3 protein-coding genes are annotated in these 1385 nt (G+C 51.6%); all 3 read left to right on the top strand.

What is annotated here, in order from left to right:
- The coding region (locus tag AC2VLY_RS15375; RefSeq protein ID WP_486894136.1) for a phage integrase N-terminal SAM-like domain-containing protein at positions 1-515 on the top strand (515 nt) is incomplete at its 5' end.
- Positions 512-790: a tyrosine-type recombinase/integrase gene (locus AC2VLY_RS15380; RefSeq protein ID WP_486894134.1), complete on the top strand. Its 279-nt coding sequence runs from the start codon at positions 512-514 to the stop codon at positions 788-790. The genes AC2VLY_RS15375 and AC2VLY_RS15380, both read left to right, overlap by 4 nt.
- Before the next feature lie 145 nt (positions 791-935).
- Positions 936-1385, top strand: a 450-nt coding sequence (locus AC2VLY_RS15385; protein WP_486894133.1) for a hypothetical protein, incomplete at its 3' end; no start/stop codon positions are given.

The following is a 1385-nucleotide window of genomic DNA, read 5'->3' on the forward strand; positions in this document are numbered from 1 at the left end:
CCAGCAACCCGCCCAAGCTTCTGGATCAGCTGCGCGCCCGCATCCGGACGATGCATTACAGTATCCGCACTGAAGAAGTTTATACTGATTGGGTGCGACGTTTTATTTTGTTCCATCGGAAGCGCCATCCCCAAAATATGGGGGCCGCTGAGGTGGAGGCTTTTCTGAGTTACCTCGCCAATGAGCGTCACGTATCGTCATCCACTCAAAATCAGGCCAAGGCAGCTCTGCTTTTTTTGTACAAGCAGGTGCTGAATATAGATCTGCCCAGGTTGGAAAACATTACCAATGCCAAGCCTTCGCAGCATCTGCCAGTAGTGCTTACGCCTACGGAGGCGCGCGCCTTGTTGCACGAACTTTCGGGTACCATGTGGCTGGTTGCGGCATTGCTTTATGGAACCGGTATGCGCTTGCTGGAGGGGTTGCGCCTGCGCGTAAAGGATGTGGAATTTGAACGGCGTGAAATCATTGTGCGGGATGGCAGTATCTGTTTCCTTCACCCCTGTACTCAGTGACGATCCCCGTTCTTGGGCACAAACAAAGACGCCATCATATTCACGAGGCGTCGGTGCAGAGAGCCATACGCACGGCGGCGAGTCGGGCAGGTATTGTAAAGCCGGTCACACCCCATGTGTTACGGCATTCTTTTGCCACCCATTTACTGCAGGTGGGTTATGATATTCGCACCGTTCAGGAACTACAGGGCCATAAGGATGTGAGTACCACCATGATTTATACCCACGTCCTGAACAAGGGTGGTCGCGGTATTATCAGCCCGCTCGACCAATAAAAAGTGTCAATAAAAGGGGCGACCTGCCGGACAACAACTTAAAATTTATAGGCAACCTTTACCCAGATATAGATAATTTCCCTTTTCCAATCATCCCGATTCTCTCTCAGAGGCCGTTTTTGGCCTTCTGGCTCTGGAGAAAATCATGGAAAACACCAGAAATCGCGATGAGCTGCAATGCTTCATTCGTGACATCCCCCTGCCCCGTCTGCTGGAGGATAACGGATGGGAACTTGACCGCAGGGAAAGCAGCCGCAATGCGATGAAATACCGGGCCGGAAACGATGTACTCATCGTGGGCCAGAAAGAGGGGCGATGGGTATATTTCAATCCTCAAAACAAAGAGGACAATGGCACCATCGTCAACTTTGGACTCAACCATATCGACTCCAATCTTGGTCATGTACGCCAGATGCTCCGGCCGTATCTGGGAGAATCACAGCACTGGTCGCCACTCATAAATCTGATGACGTCACCAACAGCCGGTGAATGGGAAGGAAAAACAGAGCTTCGTTCTGAATGGAAAAAACTGCCCCCGTTACAGGGCAAAGCCAGCGATTATTTGCAGGCGCGGGATCTTCGTCCGGAAACCCTG

This window comes from Acidithiobacillus sp. TH-A36, from assembly GCF_057473445.1.